This window comes from Martelella sp. UBA3392 (assembly GCF_002358775.1).
GTDB classification, from domain to species: domain Bacteria; phylum Pseudomonadota; class Alphaproteobacteria; order Rhizobiales; family Rhizobiaceae; genus Martelella; species Martelella mediterranea.
Map to the genome: position 1 here is coordinate 17216 of NZ_DEPM01000120.1, position 18891 is coordinate 36106.

Here is an 18891-nt window from a genome sequence, read left to right on the forward strand (position 1 = left end):
GTTCAAAATTGTGCACAATTGCGTGCACCATAGAATGCAAAGGACGTCCACAAATGAAGCAGCCAGGCAAGCTCGTCGGCGTTATGAATGACCGGAACCGGCCAAGAGTGGAGACGGCCGAGGATGCCTATGAGCACCTTTTCTCGGCCATTGTCGATCAACGGCTTCTGCCCGGGACGAAGCTGACCGAACTGGCGCTTGTCGAGGCGCTGGGGATCGGCCGGCGCGCCATCGCCACGGCGCTCCAGCGACTGACGTGGGAGAAGCTCGTCATTTTCCTGCCGAAGCGCGGCGCCTTCGTCGCCGCCCCCGATGCCGACGAGGCGCGTGCCGTTTTCGCCGCGCGCATCGCCATCGAGGCGGGCACCACGGAGGCGGTGGCGCGGGTGGCCGATCAGAAAGCGATCGCGCGACTGCAGGAAAACATCGAGCAGGAACACAAGCTGCGCGAACAGGGCCACATGCGCGAGGCCATCCACCTTTCAGGCGGCTTCCACGTCCTGATGGCCGAACTTTCGGGCAATCCGATCCTGGCCGAACAGGTTCGCCTCCTCGTTGCCCGCACCAGCCTGATCGTCAATCTGTTCGACAACCAGATCGGCCTTGCCGGCTGGCACGACCACCATGACGAACTGATCAATCATTGCGCCAGGGGCGAGGTCGACGAGGCCGTCACGCTGATGCGCGCGCATATCGCCGAACTCCAGGAGGCCCTCATCCTCGACCGCCGCCGACCGGTCGCCTTCGACATGGTGGGCGTGTTCGGACGGTAGGCGATTTCGCACAACCATAGCAGACCGGGACAAAGGCCATGCTTGATTATGTAACTCATCTGTTCCGGCTGAAGGCCATTATCGAGGAAGGCAGCCTCGGACGGGCGGCCCAGCGGCTGAACGTCACCCAACCGGCGCTGTCGCGCTCGGTCTCCCAGCTTGAGAAGCATTTCGGCCAGCCGATCCTGATCCGCCATTCGCGCGGCGTCGCGCCGACGCCATTCGGAGAACGGGTGCTCTCCTCGGCGCTCGGCATCGAGCGCCACTGGCAACTGGCCGAAAAGCTACTGCAGACCGATCCGGCCGAGGGCAAGACCTCGATCAGGATCGGCGCCGGACCGATCTGGCGCGGCGCGATCCTGCCGGAGTTCATCAACCAGCTCCAGAAGGATTTTCCGAAGGTCGTGTTCGAATTGCTCAGCATCGAGCCACGCGGCAGTCTGCGGGACCTCAAGGAGGGAAGGCTCGATTTCGTCTTCACCGGCGTCGACCTCACGCCCGAAGGTGAACCCGGCATATCGGTGATGCCGTTTGCCCGCATCCTCGCCAATGTCGTCGCCCGCAAGAACCATCCGATCTTCCAACATCGCGGCCCGGACGGAACGATCGCGCCGATCCGGCTGCTCGATTTTCCCTGGGTCGTCTACAGCGCGATGCCGAACTATCGCGACATGATGCGCCACGCGATCTATGAACATCTCGGCGTCGAACCCGAGGTCCGCGTGATCTGCGACGGGTTGCTGCCGACGCTGAGGCTGCTGGAGCTCGGCGATTTCCTCGCCGTGATGCCGCACGCGGCGATCAATCGCGACCTCACCCCAAACCTGAGGGCCGTGCCCGCTGGGCTCACGCCGCGCCGCAACCAGGCTGCCTTCTTCTACCGTTCGGAAATGGATGACTGGGAGATCGTGCAGGCCATCCGGCGGCTCTGCCTGCAGCGGTTCGGGCCGTTGGAGAGCCAAAAGCCATAAACATCATTAATGGCTGACGCTGGTTATTATGCTTGTGTCACATGGGTGAGCGAACCATTCTCCGCCGCACGAGGAGATTTCGCTGCCAAAAGGCCTTTCGAGCGCCGCACGGCAGAGCCAATGACCAGGAGGAGCCTATGACCTTTCAATTCAATGGATGGCGGAAATGCGTTTCCGCCGTTGCACTTGCCGCAGCGCTCGCCGTGCCCGGCGCGGCGTTTGCCGAAACGCTGACAATCGCGAGCCCGGGCGATGCCCAGCCCAAGAACATCCTGCCGATCCGCGCCGGCAATACGTCCTGGGTGCAAGCTGTATTCGAGCCTCTGGTGCGAATCATGCCGGGCGATGACACCCCGCAGCCGGTGCTCGCCAAGAGCTGGACCGTCTCCGAGGACGGCAAGACCGTGACCTTCGAACTTGAGGACGGCGTGACCTTCCATTCGGGCCGCCCCTTCACCTCCGCCGACGTGAAGTTCACGCTGGAAACGGCCGCCGGCAAGGCCTCCGCGTCCCAGTTCGACTTCATTGCCCGCGCTATTTCCGAGATCGCGACGCCGAGCGACACCGAAGTCGTCCTGACGCTCGCAAAGCCGATGCCGAACCTGTTCGAATTCCTGTCGCAGACGGTGATCGTCGACAAGGACACTTACGACAAGCGCGCCGACGGCAAGGAGATCATCGGCACCGGGCCGTATAAATTCGCCGAATGGGTGCCTGGCGCCTCGATCCGCCTGGAACCCTATGACGGCTATCGTGATCCCGACGCCCATGCCTTCGACGACATCGATATCGCCATCATCACCGACCCGACCGCGATGATCTCGGCCCTGCGCTCGAACAGGGCCCAGCTCGCCATGCAGATGCAGCCGCGCGACGTGATCGAGCTTTCGGGCAATCCGATGTATCAGACGGTGCCCACCGCCGGCTCGCTCTATCCGCTCGGCGTCAATGTCACCGACAAGCCGTTCGACGACAAGCGCGTGCGCCAGGCGGTCGGCTACGCGATCGACCGCGACCGCATCAACCAGCAGGTCTTCGACGGTCTCGGCACGCCGACCGACCTGTTCTGGCCGACCTCGGACGAGCAGGCGCAGCATTATGCCTACGACCCCGACAAGGCCCGCGAACTGCTGAAGGAGGCCAGCGCCGAGGGCGCGACCGCCACCGTTGCGCTTCATGCCCTGCCCTCGCAGCGGGCGATCTTCGAGATCGTGCAGAACAACCTCACCGACGTCGGCTTCAAGGTCGAGGCCAATATCCTCGACACCGCGACCTATGGTCAGCAGCAGATCGCCGGCGATCTCGGCCCGGTGTTCATCCAGCTCCACGGCATGGACGGCCTCAGCCCGGCAACGCTGCTCAGCGCCGCACCGGCCTTGCGTGAGGGAAATCCCTCGCACTTCTGGACCGACGAGTATCTGAAGCTGCGCGACGCCGTCCAGAGCGCTGCGAACAAGCAAGCCTCCGACGACGCGGTCAAGGCGCTCGGGGACTATCTCCTCGACCAGGCCTTCAACCTCAACATCCTGTCGGCGCCGACGCTCTCCGTCTCGACCACCAACCTCAAGGGCGTCGAATACACCACGACCGGCTATATCGTGTTCAATCACGCTTCCGGCGGCTGACATTCGGCGGGCCGCACGACAGGCGGCCCGCCCCAATCCCTCCATGACAAGAGCCTGCCACCGTGCGTACCATTGTCCTGATGTTCGACAGCCTCAACCGGCTCTACCTCCCGGCCTATGGCGGAACCCGGTTCGATCTTCCCAATTTCAGACGGCTTGAAAGCCGGACCGTGACCTTCGACCGGTGCTATGCGGGCTCCATGCCCTGCATGCCCGCGCGCCGGGAGATGCACACGGGCCGCCCCAATTTCCTGCATCGCGGCTGGGGTCCGCTCGAGCCGTTCGATGACAGCAGCTACGAGATTCTCGGCAAGCACGGCGTCTATACCCATCTCGTGACAGATCATGTCCACTATTGGGAGGATGGCGGCGCGACCTATCATCCGCGCTTCTCCTCTTACGAGTTCATTCGCGGTCAGGAAGGCGATCCCTGGAAGGGGCATGTCGCCGACCCGGTGATCCCGCCCGCGCTCAACTGGCGCGGCGGCAAGGGCTGGCGGCAGGACTGGATCAACCGGGCCTATACCGCCACCCGCGAAAGCCATTTCCAGACGAAAACCCTCGATGCCGGACTGGAATTCATCGACACCAATGCCGCCGCCGATAACTGGCTGCTGCAGATCGAGTGTTTCGATCCGCACGAGCCCTTCTTCACGCCGGAGGAATATCACGGCCTGACGGGCGTGCGCGACGACATGCCCCATTACGACTGGCCGGACTACCGGCCGGTGCTGGAGGACGGGGAAACCGTCGATCAGGTCAAGGCGCGCTACGGTGCGCTCCTGAAGATGTGCGATGACAGCCTCGGCCGGCTGCTCGACCGGATGGACGCGGGCGACATGTGGAAGGACACGATCCTGATTGTGTGCACCGACCACGGGCTGCTGATCGGCGAGCGCGACTGGTACGGCAAGAATGTCCAGCCATGGTATGAGGAAACCATCCATACGCCGCTGTTCGTCTGGGACCCGGTCTCGGGCAACCAGGGGACCCGCGACGGCAGCCTTGTCCAGACCGTCGATTTCGCTGCGACCTTTCTCGATGCGTTCGGGCTTGAACCGACGCCCGACATGCAATCGTGCTCAATCCTGCAGCACCTGCGCACCGGCGCACCGGTGCGCGAGACCGCGCTTTTCGGCATTTTCGGCGGTCATGTCAGCATCACCGACGGGCGCTACGTCTATATGCGCGCCTGCGCCACGCCCCAGAACCGGCCGCTCGAGGAATTCACCCTGATGCCGACGCGGATGAAGTCGCGGTTTTCGGCAGGTGAATTGCGAGACTTCCGGGTCGCCCCGCCCTTCTCCTTCACCAAGGGCGTGCAGACCATCGTCACGCGCGGCGGCGCCTTCGGCAATCCCCATCATTTCGGAACGCTGCTATTCGACCTTGAAACCGATCCCGACGAAACGACCCCGTTGAACGATCCCGCCCTCGAGACCCGGATGGCGACCATGCTGGTCGAGGCGATGCGGAGAAACGACGCGCCGGCCTCGCAGTATGAACGCCTCGGCCTGCCGGAAACCGGCCCTGTCGAAGAACGGCATCTGCTGATCGAAAGGCAATGGCCGCAGATCGAGCGCAGCCGCCAGCGCAACTGGAAGCAGGCGCCGGCGGAAAGCTATGGCCCCGCCGCCCGTCTCACCATTGCCGAAGTCTTTGCCGATCCGGCCCTGAAGGCGCTCGTCGACGCGACGTTCGGCTTCGCCCTCGGCCCGGCGATGGTCGAGCGCTTCGGCCGCAACAGCCTCTGGGCGCTCGCGGTCATGTCGCCCGGCGTCACGCCCGGGGATCTGCACGCCCTCGACGACCGGCTCGTCCGGCATCAGCCCGCATAGGAAGTCCCATCATGCAACCGAATATTCTTCTGGTTTTCCCGGATCAACTGCGCTCCGACTGGGTGGAGCCACGGGCGACGGTTCCCGTCAGGACGCCGAACGCGAAGGCGCTCGCCGAGCGCGGCGTCAACTTCGAACAGGCCTGGACGCCATCGCCGATCTGCGCGCCGGCACGCGCCTGCATCGCCACCGGCCGCCGCTACGATCGCAGCCCGGTGCAGCATAACAACCAGAATGTGCCGGCGGGCGCCGACACGATCTACCGGCGCATGGCCGACAAGGGTTATGCGGTTTCCACGGTCGGCAAGCTCGACCTGTTGAAGGGTTTCATGGACTGGGGTGCCGACGGCAAGCATATGACGGAGGCCGGCGAAAGCCGCCTCGCCGATCTCGGCTTTACCCGCGGCATCGACAATGCCGGCAAGCATGACGCGATCTATGGCCGTGAGCGCGGCGCCCGCGAGCCCTACATGACCTATCTCGCCGAAATCGGGCTTGCCGACGTTCACGACGCCGATTTCCGCCGCCGCGACCGCGCCAATATTCCGGCGACCGTCAACGAGATCGCCGCAGGCGACCTTCCGTTGCCCGACGCCTATACCAATCCCGATCTCTCGCCGCTTCCGGACGAGGCCTATTGCGACAACTGGATCGGCCGCCAGGCGATGAACGAACTCGAGGGCCTGAAGGACACCGGCAAGCCGTGGTTCCTCACCGTCAATTTCGCCGGCCCCCACGAACCGCTCGACGTGACGGAGCGCATGCGCGACCGCTGGAAGGACGTGGCCTTCCCGGAACCGGTCGACGGCTCCCGCGATCCGCGACACCAGATGATCCGGCAGAATTATGCCGCGATGATCGAGGTCATCGACGACTGGCTCGGGCGCTTCCTCGCCTTTCTCGACGAGACCGGACAGCGCGACAACACGCTGGTGGTGTTTGCCTCCGACCACGGCGAAATGCTCGGCGACCACAGGCTGTGGGCGAAGTCGATCCCCGACGAGAATTCCGTGCGCGTGCCGATGATCGTCGCCGGCGCCGGTGTTTCGGCCAGGGACCGCTCCGTCCGGACGCCGGTGTCTCTTCTCGACATGGCGAAGACCTTCCTCGATTTCTCCGGCGCGCCCGGCGAAGGCATGGAAGGCGACAGCCTGCGCGGCCTGCTCGAGGGCGAGGCCGAACCCGAGACGCGGCTCGTATTTTCCGGCCTCGGCCCGTGGCGGGCGGTGACCGATGGCCGCTTCAAGCTCGTCGCCGGCGACTGGCGCGCGATCCGGCCGGGCAAGATGCAGTTCACCGAATTCGATCCCGCCGGCCTCGATACGGTCGCGCTGTTCGATCTCGATGAGGATCCGGAGGAGCGCCGTGACATCGCCGCCGCGCATCCCGACATCCGCGACCGTCTGCTGGAGGCGATCCGGGACGATATGGCGCGCCGCTAACGGAATTTGCGGCGGGTGCGGCGAATAACTGTACCCGCCGGCAACCCCGGGAAGGTATGCCGCGGCCAGGCGACAACGCAGGCTCGCCCTCAGAACCGGGCCTGCTCCTGCCCGCAGAAGGGATCGACCGGGCTTTTGCCGGTGAACGGCTTTTCGCCGGTCATGCAATCGAGCACCGCTTCCTGCATCTCGTCGGAGGTCGCATAGGCATTGATGACGGCGGGCATGCGCGGTGCGTCGTAAAGGTAATAGGGATAGCCGAAGGAGACGAGCGCGGTCGGCACCTCGTGCCACGGCCGCTTCATCGCCATCCGGAAATCGCCCATCAGCCGCGCCCAGTCGAGGAAGATATGGCTGCGCGTCAGCAGTGTCTCCTCGGCCAGGAGATAGAGCACAAGGTCGTATTCCGCGGGCTGCCACGGGTCGCCGTGGGCGAACACCGTCACCTCGAAACCGCGTGCGCGCATCATCTCCGGCAGGGCAAGCGACACCGGCGCGCCGTGGATTGGCGAAACGATGCCGCCGGAGATAACAAGCACCCGGCGGTGGGTTTCGGGCGACAGCGGAAACAGGTTCCGCACATCCTTCACCAGCGTCGGCGCGCGGGCAAACGCCTCTGCGGCTGTAGCCTTCGCGTCCGGCCTCGCCAGCCGGGCAAGGGGATCGTCGTCCGTCTTGCGACGATGAAGGCCGAGCGCGGCCTTCAGCCCCAGAACCCGCGTCAGGGCCTCGGCGAGGCGCGCCTCCGGCAGGCTGCCATCCTCCAGCGCGGCGCGGACAAGGGCGATATCGCCCGGAAGATCGCCGGTGAACAACACCATGTCACACCCGGCGCGAAGCATTTCGACCTTGGCCGGGCCGGCCGCCATATAGGACGTCGCGCCCGCCATCTCGGAGGCATCCGAAACGATCAGACCGTTGAACCCCAGCCGGTTGCGAAGCAGTTCCTGATTGAGAAGCCGCGAAAGCGACGCCGGCCGATAGAGTTCCTCCGGCCCGGCCTCGGGATCCAGCATGCGCACGAAGGCCGGCAGCGCGATGTGGGCGGACATCACCGACAGCACATTGTTTGCGATCCCGGCCCGATAAAGCCTGCCGAAGGTTTCCTCCCACGCGTCCATCGACAGAGGATTGACGGTGGTCAACAGATGCTGGTCGCGGTCGTCATAGCCCTCGCCCGGCCAGTGCTTCAGGCAGGCGGCAATGCCATGGCGCTGCAAAGTCTCGATCTGGACCATCGCGTGACGTTCGATCAGCGCCGGATCGGAACCGAAGCCGCGGGTGGCCACGATCGCCGAGCGGAACGCGGCATTGATGTCGATAACCGGCGTGAACGACCAGTTGGTGCCGACAGCGCGCGCCTCCTCGGCCATCAGCGTGTAGATGTCGCGGGTCAGCGCCGTGTCGTCGACCGCCGCCAGCGCCAGCGGGTTCGGTACCTGCGTGCCGAAGGGAAAGGACATGCGCGAGCCTTCGAGATCCGCCGAGACCAGCAGCGGAACCTTCGACCGTTGCTGCAGGGTTTGCAGGAGCGTCACCTCGGCGGCCCCATCCTGCGAGAAGAAGCGCGTGACCCCGCCCGGCCGCAACCTTTCGATTTCCGCCGCCCATGGCCCGGCCGGCCCGTGCAGGCCGATGACGAAAAGCTGGGCGATCATGCTCTCGAGGTCGCCCGCGAGTGCCGCCGCGGACTGCGCCACCCAGGCGATATCCTCCTCCGAGAGGCTGAAGGGCTGCTTCCTCAGAAGATTGAGCGGCAGATCGTCCGGTGTCATGCATGTTCCTCCCCGCAAGACGCTTCAATGTGTTTCTGGATAGCCTTCGTGGGCAATGGTCGACAATGTTTTTGTTGGGACCGGCCATAAACGACAGTTATGGGCGCCACGGTTCGAAAGCCGCAGGCAGGCCGGTTTCGCGCACCTGAAGCGCCGCCGTTTTGCTGGCCGCTTCAAGGCCTCAAGCGCCTGCGGCTCAACGTCCGGAGCTTGATCGAAGCCTCGCTTTCTGCCGAGCGCGAAACCATTGTCGGCCGCAGACGATGGCACGACGCCTTGGTTCCATGCCCTGCGCCGAGGCCACCGCCCCGCTCGGTGGAGCGTCAAAATTGACTTGTGTTAAACCTAGCAAGTGCTAGGTTGTTTTAAGAGGGCGTCAGGGGAGTGACGCCACAAAGGAGGAGTTACATGCCCAATCCGAAACTGTTTTCGGTCACCCGTCGTCGTCTGCTGACCGGTTCCGCGCAGGCCGCGGTGATGATCGGCGCCATGCAGTATGTCCCGGCTCTTGCCCAGGATACGTCGCGCGCCGTCATCGCCCAGGCCTATGACGCCCAGCCGCGCAACCTGCTCGCCTTTCGCGGCGGCAATTTCCCCTGGATCAAGAATGTCTTCGAGACGCTGACCTACACCGATCCCGAAACGTTCGAACCGCAGCCCGAGCTTGCCACCGACTGGACGCTGTCCGATGACGGCATGACGCTGACGCTCAACCTGCGCGACGACGTCACCTTCCACACCGGCCGCAAGATGACCGCGGCGGATGTGAAATACAGTCTCGAGACCGCAGCGCTTCCCGAAACCGCTTCGCAGATCGGCTTCATCGCCCGCAGCTTCATGGCGATCGACACGCCCAGCGATACGCAGGTGGTGATCACCTTCTCGCAGCCGACATCGAATGTCTGGGACCTGTTCGAGGAAACCCCGATCATCGACAAGGAAACCTATGCCGAGCGCGAGGACGGTTCGAAGGTGATCGGCACCGGTCCCTACAAATTCGTGAGCTGGACGCCGGGCGCCGAACTGCAGCTCAGCCGCTACGACGACTATCGCGACAAGGATGCCGCGAAAATCCACGATCTCGACTACGCCATCATCGCTGATCCGACCGCTACAATCGCCGCGGTCCGCTCGGGCCGTGCCCAGATCGGCTACGGCATGACGCCACGCGACGTCATCGAATTCGACCGCAACCCGATGTATACGATCGTCAGCACCGCCGGCACGATCTATCCGTTCGGCGTCAACGTGGAAGAAGGTCCGTTCGACCAGAAGTCGGTCCGTCAGGCCGTCGGCTATGCCATCGACCGCCAGCGCATCATCGATCAGGTCTTCGACGGCGCCGGTACCCCGACAGACCTGTTCTGGTCTCCTTCCTCACCCGGCTATACCGAGGAACTGGCGAACCGCTATTCCTACGATCCCGACAAGGCCAGCAAGATGCTGGATGACGCCGGCGCCAAGGGCGCCAAGGTCACGATCATCATTCCCGCGATCCCCGCCAACCGCTCGATCTTCGAAATCGTGCAGAACAATCTGCGCGAAGTCGGGCTTGAGCCGGAGGCCAGGGTTCTCGATGTCGCCGAATACGACCAGCGGCAGGTGGCCGGCGACCTCGGCCAGTCCTTCATCCTGATCCACGGTCAGGTCGGCTTCCAGACCGCGACGCTTCTCTCCTCGCTGCCATCGCTGCGCAAGGGCAACCCGTCGCATTTCTGGAACGATGAATACGAGAGGCTCCGCAACGCGGTCTCGGCCGCCTCGACGGCTGACGACCAGGCCAAGGCCGTCACGGCGCTGTCGGAATATATGCTGGACGAGGCCTTCACGCTGGCGCTCCTCCAGGCGCCGTCCCCCAGCGTCGTTTCCGCCGACCTTGAGGGCGTATCGTTCTCCAGGCGCGGCTACATCCTGTTCAAGAACGCCACCTACAGGTAAATCCGATGTTCGGCTTTCTCCTCCGCAAGCTCCCCGCGGTAATCCTCGTCGCCTTCGTGTCGTCGATCATCGCCTTCACTCTGCCGCGCCTTGCGCCCGGCGATCCCGCGATCACGGTCGCCGGCTCCGATGCGACGCAGGAGCAGCTCGAGGCCGTGCGCGAGGAGCTCGGCCTCAACCAGCCCATGCCGGTGCAGTACATCCACTGGCTGACGGGCGCGCTGCAGGGCGATTTCGGTCAGTCCTATGTCATGCGACGGCCGGTATCGACGGTCATCGCCGACCGGCTGGAAAGCACGCTTGAGCTCGCGGGACTGGCGACGATCATCATGATCGTCATCGGGTTGGGGCTTGGCGTGCTTGCGGGAACGGAGCGAACGCCCTGGGCGCGCGCGGTGCTCGACGTCGCCACCACGATCCTGCTGGCGACGCCGCCATTCCTGACCGGGCTGATCCTCATCCTCATTTTCGGGATTGCCTTCCAGCTGCTGCCTGTCTCCGGCGAGGTCAACCTGTCGAAGGATCCGGTGATGGGCTTCAAGTTCCTCATCCTTCCCGCGATTGCGCTGGCGCTGCCGCAATCGGCCATGATCGCACGCCTGCTGCAGACCACGATGAACTCGACCCGCGGCGAGGATTTCGTCGATCTGGCCAAGGCCAAGGGCGTGCCGCGCGGCCGGATCGTGCGCAAACACGTGCTGCGCAACAGCCTCGGCCCGGCAATCGTCGCCATCGGCCTCAGAATTGGCGACCTGCTTGCCGGCGCCATCATCATCGAGGCGATCTTCGCCCGAAACGGCCTCGGCGCGCTCGCCATCTACGCTGTGCAGAGCCGCGACTACTATGTGCTGCAGGCGCTCATCCTCGGCGCCGTCATCGTCGCGGTGCTGATCCAGCTCCTCTCCGAAATTCTCATCGCCGCGCTCGATCCGCGCATCCGGCTGGAGGGTTGAAACCATGTCCGAAACATCCCTGAACGACACCTCGGAAGACCGTCACGGCGACCAGAGATGGACGGTGCATCCCGCCCTTCGCCGCTATGGCGAGGCGATGACGACGCCCAAGGGCATCATCGCCGTCGCCATCATCATTCTCCTGACAGGCGGCGCGCTGCTGGCGCCGGTGCTGTTTCCGGGCGGTTACGATCAGCAGTCGCGCGATTCGCTGCTTGGGGTCAGCCTTGCCCATCCGTTCGGAACGGACGAGCTCGGGCGCGACATCATGGTACGCAGCATCTATGGCCTCAGAACCGACCTCAGCCTGGTCTACACCGCCGTACCGCTGTCGATGGTGATCGGCACGCTGCTCGGCCTGCTCGGCGTCATCTCCGCCCGGCTCGGTACTTTCGTCCAGCGCGGTCTGGATGTGATCGCCGGTTTCCCGGGGCTCATCCTCGGCATCAGCGTGGTGATCATCTTCAGCGCCGGCTGGCAGGCGCTGGTCATCGCCATCACCATCCTCGGGCTTCCGGCCTTCGGCCGGTTGGCGCGCGCGACGATGCTGTCGCAGATGCAGCGCGAATACGTCACCGCGGCCCGCACGCTCGGCGCCACGAAATGGCAGATCATGGTCCGCCACGTCCTGCCCAACGCGGTCGAGCCGATCATCGTCCAGGGCGCGATGTTCGTCGTCGCCGCCGTGTTCATCGAGGCGGCGCTCTCGATCGTCGGCCTCGGCCTGCAGCCGCCCGAACCCTCGCTCGGCACGCTTCTCAATGTCGGCATGCGCTACATTTCCCGCGCGCCGACCTATGTGATCGGGCCAACCGCCATCCTGATCCTGCTCGCGCTCGGTTTTAGCCTTCTCGCCGATGCGCTGAACGCCGCCGTCAACCGCTCGGAATAGATCATGACCGACATTGCAACCGATCCGCTGCTCCGGGTCGATAACCTCACCACCGCCTTCGGCAGCCGCGATACCGGCATCACCGCCGTGCGCAACGTCTCCTTCGAGGTCGGCCGCGGCCGCGTGCTCGGCATCGTCGGCGAAAGCGGCTCCGGCAAGTCCGTCACCGCGCGTTCCATCCTGCGGCTCCTGCGCAAGCCGGGCCATGTCCGCGAAGGCTCGGTGAAGCTCGCCGGCCGCGAACTACTGACGCTTCCCGAAGAGGAAATGCGCAAGATCCGGGGCAAGGACATCGCCATGGTGTTCCAGGATCCCCAGTCCGCGCTCAACCCGGTGATGCGGGTCGGCGACCAGATCGTCGAGGCGCTGGAGGTCCATGGCGTCAAGGGGCCGGCCGCCCGCGAGCGGGCCAGGGAACTACTGCGCCAGGTCGGCATTCCCGACGTCGAGCGCAACATCGACAACTATCCGCACGAATTCTCCGGCGGCATGCGCCAGCGCGTGGTGATCTCGATCGCGCTCGCCAACCACCCGAGCCTGCTTCTCGCCGACGAGCCGACGACGGCGCTCGACGTCACCATCCAGGCGCAGATCCTCCGGCTCCTCGTCAAACTGCGCGACGAGCTCGGCGTCTCCATCGTCATGATCACCCACGACATGGGCGTCGTCGCCGAACTCTGCGACGATCTCGTGGTGATGTATGGCGGCCGGGTGGTCGAAACCGGGCTCGTCAGCGATGTGCTGACGGCGCCGCGCCACCCCTATACCGCGGCGCTGCTGCGCTCCGTGCCGCGCCTTGACGCCGACGACGCCCATGAGCTGCCGGCGATTCCCGGCCAGCCGCCGATCCCGGCCTTCCTGCCGTCGGGATGCGCCTTCCATCCGCGCTGCGCGCATGCAATCGGTGCCTGTCGGGAACAGGTTCCGCCACTTGCGCAATTGCAACCCGGCCACCGTTCAGCCTGTCACGTGGCGCAGGCGGGTAAAACCGACCTCGCCCCACCGCCGTCCGCAGCCCTCCCCGCGCGGGCGGCGGTGCCCGACAACGCGAAACCCTTCCTGAAGGTCACAAACCTGAAAACCGATGTCGCCGCCGGTTCCGGCGGCATGTTCCGCAAGCATACCCCGGTCTATGCCGTCGACGGCATATCCTTCGATGTCTATCTCGGCCAGACCTTCGGTCTCGTCGGGGAATCGGGCTGCGGCAAGTCGAGCCTGTCGCGCTCGCTGGTCGGCATCAACCAGCCGACCTCCGGCACGATCGAACTTGACGGCCGCGACGTGACCGCGATGACGACCGAGGACCGGCACTTCATCAACCGCCGCGTCCAGTATGTCTACCAGGATCCCTCGGCCTCACTCAATCCGCGACGCACGATCGCGCAATCGCTGGAAGAGGCGCTCGCCGTGGTCGGGCTCACGGGCCGGGCGGCGCGGGCGCGGGCCGCCGACCTGATGAACACGGTCGGGCTGGCGCCGCATTTCCTCAGCCGCTATCCGTTCGAGATCTCGGGCGGCCAGCGCCAGCGCGTCGGCATCGCCCGCGCGCTTGCCGTCGAGCCGAAGCTCCTGATCTGCGACGAGCCGGTCTCCGCCCTCGATGTCTCGATCCAGGCCCAGATCATCAACCTTCTCGACGACCTCAAGACCGAACTCGGGCTCGGTTACCTGTTCATCGCCCATGACCTGGCGGTGGTGAAGCATATCTCGGACATGGTCGCGGTGATGTATCTCGGCCGACTGGTGGAAACCGGCACCACCGACGATGTCTACAACCGTCCCCGCCACCCCTATACCCAGGCGCTGCTTTCGGCGACGCCCGAGGCCGATGTGACCCGCCGGGACCGCGAACGCATCTATCTTGGCGGCGAACTGCCCTCCCCCGCCAACCCACCGTCCGGCTGCCGCTTCCGGACCCGCTGTCCGATCGGGCCGCTCTATCGTGCCGATCGCAAGATCTGTTCGGAGGAAGATCCCGCGCTTGCCGCACGAGACGGCTGTTCGAAAGTGGCCTGCCATTTTGCCGCCGAGCGCGATGCACTGATCCTCGCCGAAGCCCAAAATCCTGAAAGTGTACAGCAACGATGAAGGCAAAAGCAGAACCGCGCCGCCGGCGCAGTCCAAAGGGTGAGAGCCGCCGCCAGGAAATCCTCGATGCAGCGACACGGCTTTTCTCACACGGCGGCTTCCACACCGCGAGCCTAGCCGATATCGCCGATGCCGTGGGTCTGACGCAGGCCGGCCTGCTGCACTATTTTCCGTCCAAGGCGGAACTGCTGCTTGCGGTGCTGCGCCAGCGCGAGGAGCGCGTTCTGGTGGACGAGACCGCCGATGCCGCCAACAAGGGCATCGCCTATGCCGAGGCCTTCGTCGAGACCTTGCGGCGGAACGAGAAGAACCCGGTGATGGTGCAACTCTTCGCGATCCTGTCACACGAGGCGATCTTCACAGACCATCCGGCCCATCCCTGGTTCCGCGACCGATACGCAGCCGTGGTCGTCAAGGCGACCGATCAGCTTGCGGCGACGATCGACGAAACCAGGCTGCCGCCCGGCACGACGGTGGAAAGCATCGCCCGGCTGATGATCGCCGCCGCCGACGGTCTCAGGCTGCAATGGCTGCTCGATCCGAAAGCGCTCGAACGCCCGAAGGTGATGAACGAGTTCTTCGCCCTCCTCGCCCCCTACATCAAGAAACCGGACTGACGGCCCGTCACGACCGACATCCTCTAGGAGACAATCATGCGCGCCGTCATGGTGATGTTCGATAGCCTCAACCGCCTGTTCCTGCCGGCCTATGGCGCCACGGATGTGGACCTTCCCAATTTCCGCCGGCTGGCGGAGCGCAGCGTGACGTTCGACCGTTGCTATGCCGGCTCCATGCCCTGCATGCCGGCGCGCCGCGAAATGCATACCGGGCGCTACAATTTCCTGCATCGCGGCTGGGGGCCGATCGAGCCCTTCGATGACAGCGTGCCGGAAATGCTGAAAGGGGCCGGTATCTACACCCACCTGATCACCGACCATCAGCATTACTGGGAGGACGGCGGCGCGACCTATCACAACCGCTACTCCACCTACGAATTCTTCCGCGGTCAGGAGGGCGATGCCTGGAAGGGCGAGGTCGCGGACCCGGTGATCCCTGAAACCGTGACCTGGCGCAAGGGTCGGCTCTGGCGGCAGGACTGGATCAACCGCAAATACCTGAAGACCGCCGCCGATTATCCGCAGACGCAGACCTTCGACGCCGGCCTCGGCTTCATGCGCACCAATGCCGATGACGACAACTGGTTCCTGCAGATCGAATGCTTCGATCCGCACGAGCCGTTTTTCACCGACGAGGCCCACAAGGCCCGCACCGGCGCGCAAGAGGCCGGGCCGCATTACGACTGGCCGGACTATCGGCCCGTTCTGGAGGACGCGGAAACGCTCGCCCGCCTGCGCAAGTCCTATGCGGCGCTGCTGACCATGTGCGACGACAATCTCGGCCGGGTGATGGACCTCATGGATGCGCAGGACATGTGGCAGGACACGATGCTGATCGTGTGCACCGATCACGGCTTCCTGCTCGGCGAACACGGCTGGTTCGGCAAGAATATCCAACCCTGGTTCGAGGAAAACATCCACACGCCGCTGTTCCTCTGGGATCCGCGCACCGGGGCGGCGGGGACGCGCTCGGATGCCCTCGTGCAAACGATCGATTTCGGCCCGACATTGCTCGAATATTTCGGCGTCGACCGCACGCCCGACATGCAGGGGCGGCCGATCGCGCCGGTTCTTTCCGGCAGCGAAAAACCGAGGCAGCACGCGCTGTTCGGCGTCTTCGGCGGGCATGTCAACATCACGGATGGCCGCTATGTCTACATGCGCGGGCCGGCGACCCCATCCAACGGCCCGCTTCACGAATACACGCTGATGCCGACGCGCATGGACCATCGTTTCGCCGTCCCGGACCTGCAGGAGGCGACCCTCTCCCCGCCCTTCGGATTTTCCAAGGGCGTTCCGCTGCTGAGGGTCCGGGGCATGGCGATGGGCAATCCTTATGCCTTCGGCAGCCTGCTCTACGATCTTGAGACCGATCCCGAACAGCGCAACCCGCTGATCGATGACGAGCGCGAGCTCTTGATGGCGCAATGGCTTGTGGAGGCGATGCGCGAGGCCGAGGCGCCGCCCGAACAGTATGAACGCCTCGGCCTGCCCCAGACCGGCGATGTCGGCCCCGAACACCTGCTTGGCCGCAGACAGAGAGCGCTTTCGCTGGAAACCCTTGAACAGGACTGGAAATCGGCGCCGGAAACGGAGTTTTCCGCGGCGCTGCGGCAACCGATCGAAACGCTCGACAAGGCGCTCCTGGAACAGGCAGCCAGCGCCCTCGGCCTCCCCGCCTCCGGACCGTTTATTGAACGCTTCGGCTACCTCTCCCTCTGGCAGATCTCGGTCATGCTGCCGAGCGTCTCGCCGGAACGGTTAAGGGCGTTTGAACGGACACACGGCCAAGGCGTGATGCAATCGGCAAATTGACAGCCGCCTGAACCAATGCATTTCGTCATCATCCGCCGCGCACTGTCCGGCGCGCGGCGGATGATGGTTTTCAGGTCATCAGGCCGGTTCTGACCATTCGGCCCGCAGATCGACAGCCAGCCGCTCGCGGATATCGCCGGCATTCGCGGCCACGAGAAGCGCGTAGCGGCCGGCAGGCGCCACCCATCTCTGGCGTTCCACATCGAAATAGGCGAGATCGCGCGGCACGATGCCGAGGCTGGCCGTTCCGCTCTGTCCTGGCTTCAGGGCCAGACGCGCGAAGGCGCGCAGCTCCTTTTCCGGGCGGGCAACAGCAACGTCTTCCGCCATGGCTTCCGGATGGACATAGAGCTGGACGACCTCGACGCCATCCGTCGCGCCCGAATTGACGATCGGTACGGTGACGGTGACACCGGCATCGGTCATGATCTCGGTGTCTGCGACGGCCTCGCCCCAGGTAAACTGCGTGTAGCCGAGGCCGAAACCGAAGGGAAACAGCGGCGGTACATTGTGAACGTCGTGATGGCGATAGCCGACGAAAACGCCCTCATCGTAGCGCACATGCCCGTCCTTGCCGGGATAGGTGAGCGCGTCGTCACTCCAGGCCAAATTGTCCTTCATGCGCTTCGGGAATGTTTGCGGCAGCCGGCCGCCGGGATAGGCGGCGCCGCTCAGCACATCGGCAATCGCATTGCCGACCTCCTGTCCCGGATACCAGAACTGGACGACGGCTTTCACCTTGTCGAGCCAGGGCACCTCCACCGGCCCGCCGGTCTGCAGAACCACGACCGTGTTCGGATTGACGGCGGCGACGGCCTCGATCAGCGCATTCTGCCGGCCAGGCAGGGTCATGTCCGGCAGATCATACCCCTCGCTGTCCCATTCCTCCTGGCGGCCGACGAACAGCACCGCCACATCCTGCTCCGTCGCAAGCCTGACGGCATCATCGATTTCCTGCTGCCCCATCGTCTTTTCAATCCCGAACCGGAGCGCGCGGACGGTGATGCCGTTATCGGCGGTCTCCGGGGAACAATAGTCGATGACCAGCTGATAGGTGGTCCCGGCCTGAAGTTCGATGTCCGCCAGCCGTTCGTCATTGGCCGTGCCGAAAAAGTTCTGTCCGTGCGCCCAGTCGCTCTCGCCGTCGATCAGCAGTTCGCCATGAAGATAGGCGCGCGCAAGCCCGGCATTGGTCATTCCGGCGCGGTAGGTCCCGCTCTCCTCCGGAGTGAAGGTGGCGACGGCCCGCACGGAAAAATCGTTCTGGTCCAGGTCCGGTACTGGAAGATCGAACCAGAAGCAGTTGAGCGCTTCCTCGATCGCGATATGAACGGGCTTGCCTTCAAGCCTACGGCCGTGATGGAACCGAAGCTCGATATCGCCCTGCAGGACCTGCGTCAGCCTGTTGTTGGTGCAGCCCTTGGCATGGGAAACGCGATTGTCACCGAAGGCGGCCTTCAGTCCCTCCACCGGCGTCACCCGATAGGGCGCGTTGATCTGCGCCGAACCGCCGCCCATCAACCGCGCCACGCCGGCATTGGGTCCGAGGGCTGCGATCGATACGGTGTTTTCCAGCGGCAGCAGGTTGCCTTCATTCTTCAGAAGAACGGCACCCTCCGCGCCGAGACGGCGGATCAGCGCACGGGTCTCCGGCGCATCACGCGACGTTTCCGCCTCGGGGCCTGCGCTGTCGAAGGCGCCGACGCGCTCGAACAGGACGAGCAGGCGGCGCGTTGCGGCACGGATCGTCTCGAGATTAACCTCCCCGGCCTTCACCGCGTCAAGAAGCCTGGCGCCGCGATAGCGCGTCGGTCCGGGCATTTCGAGGTCGTGCCCGGCATTGACCGAATCGGCGACCGAATTCGTGCCGAACCAGTCCGACATGAAGATGCCGTCATAGCCGAACTCACCCCGCATCACGTCCTGCAGCGCCCATTTGTGGCTGTCCATGTGGATGCCGTTCAGCCGGTTATAACCGGTCATCACCGCCCAGACGCCCGCCTTTTTGACCGCGGCCTCGAAAGGCGGCAGGTAAATTTCGCGCAGCGTCCGCTCGTCGACATCGGAGGACACCGTCTGCCGGTCGATTTCGGAATCATTGGCGACGAAATGCTTGATCGTCGCGCCGACGCCATTGTCTTGCAGGCCCTTGATATAGGCGACC

General features: G+C 64.6%; 13 protein-coding genes. 11 read left to right on the top strand and 2 right to left on the bottom strand.

The genetic code is table 11. The features are described from left to right. Nucleotides 1–53: 53 nt before the first annotated feature. The 5 genes from B4E36_RS08795 to B4E36_RS08815 all read left to right on the top strand — a co-directional run bounded on the left by B4E36_RS08795 (nt 54) and on the right by B4E36_RS08815 (nt 6649). Nucleotides 54–773 (top strand): GntR family transcriptional regulator, encoded by a 720-nt coding sequence (locus B4E36_RS08795; RefSeq protein ID WP_292055650.1) that lies wholly within the window; start codon nt 54–56, stop codon nt 771–773. A 38-nt stretch (nt 774–811) separates the two neighbouring features. Beyond that, nucleotides 812–1744 (top strand): LysR family transcriptional regulator, encoded by a 933-nt coding sequence (locus B4E36_RS08800; protein ID WP_292055648.1) that lies wholly within the window; start codon nt 812–814, stop codon nt 1742–1744. 137 nt (nt 1745–1881) lie between these two features. Continuing rightward, on the top strand, nt 1882–3369 hold the full coding sequence (locus B4E36_RS08805) for an ABC transporter substrate-binding protein (RefSeq protein WP_292055647.1): 1488 nt from the start codon (nt 1882–1884) through the stop codon (nt 3367–3369). 62 nt (nt 3370–3431) lie between these two features. Beyond that, nucleotides 3432–5207 (top strand): sulfatase-like hydrolase/transferase, encoded by a 1776-nt coding sequence (locus B4E36_RS08810; RefSeq protein ID WP_292055646.1) that lies wholly within the window; start codon nt 3432–3434, stop codon nt 5205–5207. Between the two features lie 11 nt (nt 5208–5218). Continuing rightward, nucleotides 5219–6649, top strand: coding sequence for a sulfatase family protein (locus tag B4E36_RS08815; protein WP_292055644.1), 1431 nt, complete (start codon nt 5219–5221; stop codon nt 6647–6649). An 89-nt stretch (nt 6650–6738) separates the two neighbouring features. On the opposite strand, the gene B4E36_RS08820 is transcribed toward B4E36_RS08815, so the two are convergent. Then, nucleotides 6739–8424: a glycoside hydrolase family 3 protein gene (locus B4E36_RS08820; protein WP_292055643.1), complete on the bottom strand. Its 1686-nt coding sequence runs from the start codon at nt 8422–8424 to the stop codon at nt 6739–6741. A 408-nt stretch (nt 8425–8832) separates the two neighbouring features. Here B4E36_RS08820 and B4E36_RS08825 point away from each other — a divergent pair, with 408 nt between their 5' ends. Genes B4E36_RS08825 through B4E36_RS08850 form a run of 6 tightly spaced genes read left to right on the top strand, consistent with a single transcriptional unit; the run spans nt 8833 to nt 16727 of the window. Then, the gene (locus tag B4E36_RS08825; RefSeq protein ID WP_345900248.1) at nt 8833–10362 is read left to right on the top strand and encodes an ABC transporter substrate-binding protein; all 1530 of its coding nucleotides are present in this window, start codon (nt 8833–8835) and stop codon (nt 10360–10362) included. Between the two features lie 5 nt (nt 10363–10367). Continuing rightward, nucleotides 10368–11315 carry an ABC transporter permease gene (locus B4E36_RS08830; protein WP_292055640.1) on the top strand — a complete coding sequence of 316 codons (948 nt, stop codon included), beginning with the start codon at nt 10368–10370 and terminating at the stop codon, nt 11313–11315. A gap of 4 nt (nt 11316–11319) precedes the next feature. Next, a complete protein-coding gene (locus B4E36_RS08835) occupies nt 11320–12207 on the top strand; it encodes an ABC transporter permease (protein ID WP_292055639.1) in 888 nt (295 codons plus the stop codon). Between the two features lie 3 nt (nt 12208–12210). Further along, nucleotides 12211–14295 (top strand): ABC transporter ATP-binding protein, encoded by a 2085-nt coding sequence (locus B4E36_RS08840; RefSeq protein WP_292055638.1) that lies wholly within the window; start codon nt 12211–12213, stop codon nt 14293–14295. Continuing rightward, nucleotides 14292–14912, top strand: a complete 621-nt coding sequence (locus B4E36_RS08845; protein WP_292055637.1) for a TetR/AcrR family transcriptional regulator — start codon at nt 14292–14294, stop codon at nt 14910–14912. Before B4E36_RS08840 ends, B4E36_RS08845 begins: the two co-directional genes overlap by 4 nt. A 36-nt stretch (nt 14913–14948) precedes the next feature. Then, nucleotides 14949–16727 (top strand): sulfatase, encoded by a 1779-nt coding sequence (locus tag B4E36_RS08850; RefSeq protein WP_345900249.1) that lies wholly within the window; start codon nt 14949–14951, stop codon nt 16725–16727. Nucleotides 16728–16805: 78 nt separating this feature from the next. Here B4E36_RS08850 and B4E36_RS08855 read toward each other — a convergent pair. Further along, nucleotides 16806–18891 (bottom strand): beta-glucosidase (locus tag B4E36_RS08855; RefSeq protein ID WP_345900250.1); only part of this gene is annotated, 2086 nt, incomplete at its 5' end.

Excerpts from the sequence above, each read along its gene's own strand:
- B4E36_RS08805 (WP_292055647.1), top strand. The coding sequence starts at position 1,882 with ATGACCTTTCAATTCAATGGATGGCGGAAATGCGTTTCCGCCGTTGCA.
- B4E36_RS08825 (WP_345900248.1), top strand. The coding sequence starts at position 8,833 with ATGCCCAATCCGAAACTGTTTTCGGTCACCCGTCGTCGTCTGCTGACC.
- B4E36_RS08835 (WP_292055639.1), top strand. The coding sequence starts at position 11,320 with ATGTCCGAAACATCCCTGAACGACACCTCGGAAGACCGTCACGGCGAC.
- B4E36_RS08795 (WP_292055650.1), top strand. The coding sequence starts at position 54 with ATGAAGCAGCCAGGCAAGCTCGTCGGCGTTATGAATGACCGGAACCGG.
- B4E36_RS08840 (WP_292055638.1), top strand. The coding sequence starts at position 12,211 with ATGACCGACATTGCAACCGATCCGCTGCTCCGGGTCGATAACCTCACC.
- B4E36_RS08820 (WP_292055643.1), bottom strand. The coding sequence starts at position 8,424 with ATGACACCGGACGATCTGCCGCTCAATCTTCTGAGGAAGCAGCCCTTC.
- B4E36_RS08830 (WP_292055640.1), top strand. The coding sequence starts at position 10,368 with ATGTTCGGCTTTCTCCTCCGCAAGCTCCCCGCGGTAATCCTCGTCGCC.
- B4E36_RS08800 (WP_292055648.1), top strand. The coding sequence starts at position 812 with ATGCTTGATTATGTAACTCATCTGTTCCGGCTGAAGGCCATTATCGAG.
- B4E36_RS08845 (WP_292055637.1), top strand. The coding sequence starts at position 14,292 with ATGAAGGCAAAAGCAGAACCGCGCCGCCGGCGCAGTCCAAAGGGTGAG.
- B4E36_RS08815 (WP_292055644.1), top strand. The coding sequence starts at position 5,219 with ATGCAACCGAATATTCTTCTGGTTTTCCCGGATCAACTGCGCTCCGAC.
- B4E36_RS08850 (WP_345900249.1), top strand. The coding sequence starts at position 14,949 with ATGCGCGCCGTCATGGTGATGTTCGATAGCCTCAACCGCCTGTTCCTG.